Origin of the sequence: Rhodoferax sp. (assembly GCF_011391645.1) — a bacterium.
GTDB lineage: Bacteria > Pseudomonadota > Gammaproteobacteria > Burkholderiales > Burkholderiaceae_C > Rhodoferax.
Window position 1 is genome coordinate 1 of sequence record NZ_JAABQC010000133.1, and the last position, 5550, is coordinate 5550.

General features: G+C 62.3%; 4 protein-coding genes. 2 read left to right on the forward strand and 2 right to left on the reverse strand.

The window, feature by feature from the left end:
- Nucleotides 1-330, forward strand: a 330-nt coding sequence (locus GPS82_RS13035) for a DUF882 domain-containing protein (RefSeq protein ID WP_296495417.1), incomplete at its 5' end; no start/stop codon positions are given.
- A gap of 111 nt (nucleotides 331-441) precedes the next feature.
- Here GPS82_RS13035 and GPS82_RS13040 read toward each other — a convergent pair.
- Both GPS82_RS13040 and GPS82_RS13045 read right to left on the reverse strand, forming a co-directional pair.
- A complete protein-coding gene (locus GPS82_RS13040) occupies nucleotides 442-1431 on the reverse strand; it encodes a response regulator (RefSeq protein ID WP_296495419.1) in 990 nt (329 codons plus the stop codon).
- The gene (locus tag GPS82_RS13045) at nucleotides 1421-4930 is read right to left on the reverse strand and encodes an ATP-binding protein (RefSeq protein WP_296495420.1); all 3510 of its coding nucleotides are present in this window, start codon (nucleotides 4928-4930) and stop codon (nucleotides 1421-1423) included. Before GPS82_RS13045 ends, GPS82_RS13040 begins: the two co-directional genes overlap by 11 nt.
- Nucleotides 4931-5120: 190 nt before the next feature.
- Here GPS82_RS13045 and ureA point away from each other — a divergent pair, with 190 nt between their 5' ends.
- A complete protein-coding gene (gene ureA / locus GPS82_RS13050) occupies nucleotides 5121-5423 on the forward strand; it encodes an urease subunit gamma (RefSeq protein ID WP_296495423.1) in 303 nt (100 codons plus the stop codon).
- Nucleotides 5424-5550 lie beyond the last annotated feature (127 nt).

The following is a 5550-nucleotide window of genomic DNA, read 5'->3' on the forward strand; positions in this document are numbered from 1 at the left end:
TACTCGGGCGAAGTCGGCCAGATTGACCCGCAGCTTTTCGACCTGCTGCACGATGTTCGACAGGCACTGGGCTCCGGGGTGCCACTGTCCTACCAAATTATTTCAGGCTATCGGGGCCCCACCACCAATGCCCGGCTGCGCAGCACGCGCGGCGGCGGCGTGGCCAAGCAGAGCCTGCACATGCTGGGCAAGGCCATCGACATCCGCCTGCCCGGCGTGCCGCTGGCCGAGTTGCGTGACGCCGCCTTGTCGCTCAAGGCGGGCGGCGTGGGTTATTACCCGCGGGACCAGTTTGTCCACATCGACACCGGGCGCGTGCGCACCTGGTAATTCCATTTCCAAATCATCCGTGTCGTTGTTGCTTCGCCTTGTCGTGCTGTAGCACTGCCTGCGGCTTCACGCCTAGACACAAATGATTTGGAAACGGAATAAGCGACGCGGCTAGCCCTCGAACTGCGGCTGCAGTTGCCGGATGCGGCGCATCGCCATGGCGGCGGCAGCGGTTCGGGTTTCCACGCCGAGCTTGGCAAACACATGCTCCAGGTGCTTCTTCACGGTCATCGGGCTGGAGCCCACGATGTCGCCAATGTCGCGGTTGATCTTGCCCTTGATCACCCAGTACAACACCTCGGCTTCTTTCGGAGTGAGCTTGAAGCTCAGCGCCATGGCCTCAATCACGCTCTCGTCGCTTACTTCCTGCATGATGATGAGCCAGTCGCCACCGCCTTCGCTGTCGCCAATCTGCTGGTGCAGGCGAAAGCTCAGCCGTTTTGGGCCAAGCTCGGTGCTCAGGCGCCGCGGCTCCACACCGCTCAGGCCGAGCGCCACATGGCGACGCAGCCAGATCAGCACCGGAATCGGTGTGGTGGGCGCGTCGGTGCCGTAATAGCGCATCAGCAGGTCGCGCGCCAGCGGGGTTTGCCACATCAGGCGCCCGTCACTCACGCGAACCGTGATGCTGGCATAACCAAAAGCATCGAGCGCACTGCGGGCCTGGCGTCTTTCACGCGCGCCCTGCAGATGCACAGCCATGCGCGCCAGCACCTCTTTGGGTTTGATCGGCTTGGTCACGTAATCCACACCACCCGCTTCCAGCGCCGCCACCAGATGCTCGGTTTCGGTCAGGCCGGTCATGAAAATGATCGGGATGTGCGCTGTTTGCGGGGCGGCCTTGAGCTGACGCGCCACCTCAAAGCCATCCATACCGGGCATCATGGCGTCTAGCAGCACCACGTCTGGGAGCGCCTGCGCGGCGCGCTGCAGGGCGGCTTCCCCGCTCAGGGCCACCAGCACGGTGTAGCCTGATTCGTCAAGCGCGTCATGCAGCACCGCCAAGTTGTCGGGCACGTCATCGACGATCAGCACCACATCGCTGTTGGCGCGGTCCAGCGTGCGGTCCAGGGTCTTGTTGAAGTTGGATTTAGTGGTCATGGTCAATGCCAGCCAGCAGCTGGCTCATGGTCTCAAACTGGAACTGGCGGGCCAGCTCACGCATGCGGGCGACAAAGGCGGCACATTCGGGCTGGGCTGTTTCGAGAACCTCAAGCTGGTTCAAAATGCCACGGTAAAAACCCAGTGTGACCACCTCCTGCAAGGCCTCCAACTGGGTTCGGCTCGGGTAAACCAGCGCGACCACTGGAGCGACAAGCGGGGGCGACAGCATCGGCTCCTGGATCTCCTGCCAGACCAGATCCAGCCGCAGGGACAGCCAGTCCAGCAGGTCGGCGTGGCGCACCGGTTTGCAAAAAAAGTCATCGCCGGAAATGCCTGCTTCGTTGTCCAGCCCCTTGTCAAAGGCGTTGGCGGAGACGATGGCAATGTGCGCGGCGGGGCGCTGCGTGGCATGTTCAAGCACCCGCAGCCGGCGCACGGTCTCCCAGCCGTCAATGCCGGGCATGGCCAAGTCCATAAAGACGGCATGGGGCTGATAGCCACTGGCCAGCAAATCAAGCGCGTCGTGGCCACTGGCCGCAGTGCGCACCTCAAAGCCCAGGGGTTGCAGCAATTGCACCAGCAGCTCCCGGTCGGCCTCTTCGTTGTCCACCACCAGCACCCTTTGGCGCGACCCGAGATAAGCCAGACGAGCCTTGACCGGGGCAGCCTGGGTCTTGTTCTGCTGCGCGCCGGCGCCCTCTTCTGCCGCAGGGCTGGTGTGCAGTTCGGGCAGAAAAAGCTTGACCTTGAACACCGACCCAACGCCGGGCTGGCTGCTGACAGTGAGCTCACCGCCCATCAAATCGGTCAACATGCGGGCGATGGTCAAGCCCATGCCGGCCCCGGGCGCGCCCACGCCAGGCGCGCTGGCCCGGGCAAATGGCTCAAACACATGGGCCAGGTCCTGCGCGCTTAAGCCCGGCCCGGTGTCTTCGACCTCAATGTGGGCCATCTCGACTGCGTAGCGCAGGCGCAGGCACACCTGACCCGCGCTGGTGAACTTGATGGCATTGCCCAGCAGATTCAGCAAAATCTGGCGCACCCGCCTTTCATCAGCCCGGACCATGGCGGGCAGCTTGCCCTGCACCTCAAAGACAAAGCGCAAGGCCTTGCGCTCGGCCTCAAGCTCAAACATGCCAGCAATATCCTGCATGAAATCGGCAAACGCCAGCGGCCGGGAGCTGAGGGTCAGCCGGCCAGCCTCGATGCGCGCCAAGTCGAGCGTGCCCTCGATGAGCGAAAGCAAATGCTCACCGCCGCGCTGAATCACGGCCACCGCCTGCTTGCGGTGCGCCGGAATACCGGTGTCCTGCCCCATCAATTGGGCATAACCCAGAATGCTGTTGAGCGGCGTGCGCAACTCATGGCTGATGGCGCTGATGTAGCGGCTCTTGGCCTGATTGGCCCGCTCTGCGGCCTGCTTGGCCAACTGCAGGGCGGCATCGGTCTGGCGGTGCAGCTCAATCTCGCGCAACAACAAGCTGGTTTGCCGGTTGGATTCGTCCTGCGCCACCCTGCGGCTCTGGTGCGCCAGCACCACCCACCAAGCCACCAGGCCGGTAATCAGCAGCAACGCCATGAAAGCCTTGATAAAGCCCGAGCGCAGTGCGTCATAAGGGGCTTGCACCACCGCAAGGTCAGTTTCAGCCAGCGAGAGCGTGCGAAATTCCTGCTGATAAAGAAAGCCAAAAACAGCAGCCAGCAGCGGCACGATGACCAGCATCACGAGCAAAAAGTAGCCCAGCCCCTTGTCCAGAACGTTCCAGATGCGCTTGGGAAACAGCCACCGCAGTGTTGCCGACCACTGGCTGGCCAGGCTGGCGTGCGGTTTGCACAGGTCGCCGCAGCGGGCATCAAGCGTGCAGCACAGCGAGCAAATCGGCCCGCGGTAAGCCGGGCAATGCGCCATGTCAGGCCCCTCGTAGTCGCGCTCGCAAATCACGCAGCGTTGCAGGCGCAGACGCGGGTAAGCACCCGCTTCAGCAACCGGCTCTGCCACCCGCGCCAGGTAGTATTTGCCCCGTGTGGCCCACGCAATCAAGGGTGAGGTGACCAGCGCGGTCGCCAAGGCAATCAGGGCTGAAAACGCCTGCGCCATCGGGCCAAAAAACCCCAGGTGTGCCGTGACCGAAAGCACCGAGGCCAGCGCCATGGCACCCACACCCACCGGATTGATGTCGTACAAGTAGGCGCGCTTGAATTCAATGCCCTTGGGGCTCAGCCCCAAGGGCTTGTTGATCACCAGGTCCGCTACCACGGCCATCATCCAGGCAATCGCAATGTTGGAATACAGCCCCAGGATATCGCCCAGCGCGGCAAACACGTTCATCTCCATCAGCATGAAGGCAATCAGCGTATTGAACACCACCCACACCACGCGCCCGGGGTGACTGTGCGTCAGGCGCGAGAAAAAGTTGCTCCAGGCCAGCGAGCCTGCATAGGCATTGGTCACATTGATCTTGATTTGCGAAATCACCACAAACAGCGCCGTGGCCGCCACTGCCCACCCAAAATGCGGAAACACATACTCATAGGCGACCAGGTACATCTGATTGGGGTCGACCGCCCGATCCAGCGGCACCGCGTTTTGAATCGCCAGGTAGGCCAGCAGAACCCCGCCCAGCATCTTGAGCACCCCCAGTACCACCCAGCCCGGCCCGCCCAGCAGCACACTGAACCACCAGCGCTTGCGGTTGGCAGGTGTGAGGGCTGGCATAAAGCGCAGGTAGTCGGCCTGCTCGCCCATTTGGGTCATCAGCGCCACACCCACGGTCAGCGCTGCACCAAACAAGGGCAAGCTGAAGGCATCCGAGCGGCCCTGCTCACCAATATAGTGCAGCACGCCCGCAAAGGCCGTGGGCTCACGCCACAGCACAAAGGCAAACGGCAGCAGCCACATTACCAGCCACAGCGGCTGCGTCCAGACCTGCAGGCGGCTGATGGTGGACACCCCGTGGGTCACCAGCGGAATCACCACCAGCGCGCAAATCAGATAACCCCAGCGCGGTGGAATGTCGAGCGCCAGTTCCAGTGCGTAGGCCATCACCGCCGCTTCGAGCGCAAAAAAAATGAAGGTGAACGAGGCATAAATCAACGACGTCAGCGTGGAGCCGATGTAGCCGAAACCCGCACCCCGCGTGAGCAAGTCCATGTCGACGCCGTACTTGGCGGCGTAAATGCTGATGGGCAAGCCCGCCAGAAAGATGATCAGTCCGGTCGCCAGAATCGCCCAAAACGCATTGACAAACCCATACTGGACCAGCAGCGTGGCGCCCACCGCCTCCAGAATCAAAAAGGCGCCAGCACCGCCCAACGCGGTGAGCGCCACACGCCACGGCGACCACTGCCGAAAGCCCTGCGGCGTAAAGCGCAAGGCGTAGTCCTCCAGCGTTTCACTCGCCACCCAGGCGTTGTAGTCGCGCCGCACCAGCGTAATGCGCTGCGACGGCGCGGCTGAAAGCGCTGCGCTGGATTGAGGCTGGGTTTCTGAAGTCACACCACAACGGTGCAGTATTCATGCCATGCCAGCAGCGTCTAGCAGCGTGCGTTGGGTGTCCAACGTAGCGAAGTAAAGGAGGAGGAGCGGACGCAGACCGATCCGGGGGACATTCGCGGAGTTGGATACCCAATGCGCGCTGCGGGTTCAGCTCAAGGTTTTCGGGCACGGCTTTTGCATCAAAGACCAAATGGAACTCACCCCCCGCGAAAAAGACAAACTCCTGCTGTTCACGGCCGGCCTGCTGGCCGAACGCCGCAAGGCGCGTGGCCTCAAGCTCAACTACCCCGAAGCCGTGGCACTGATCAGCTGCGCCGTTATGGAGGGTGCTCGCGACGGCCAAACCGTGGCCCAACTCATGAGTTTTGGCCGTACCATCCTGACGCGCGCTGACGTGATGGACGGCATCGCCGACATGATCCCCGACATCCAGATTGAAGCCACCTTCCCCGACGGCACCAAACTGGTCACGGTCCACCAACCCATCGTTTGAGACAGTCAAATGAAAAAATTTAGACCGCTTGCCGCAATAACTCTGTTGGGCACCTCCAGCCTGGCCTTGGCCCACGACGACCATGGCCTGCACGGCAGCCACTGGCACGTCACCGACGTCTGGGGCT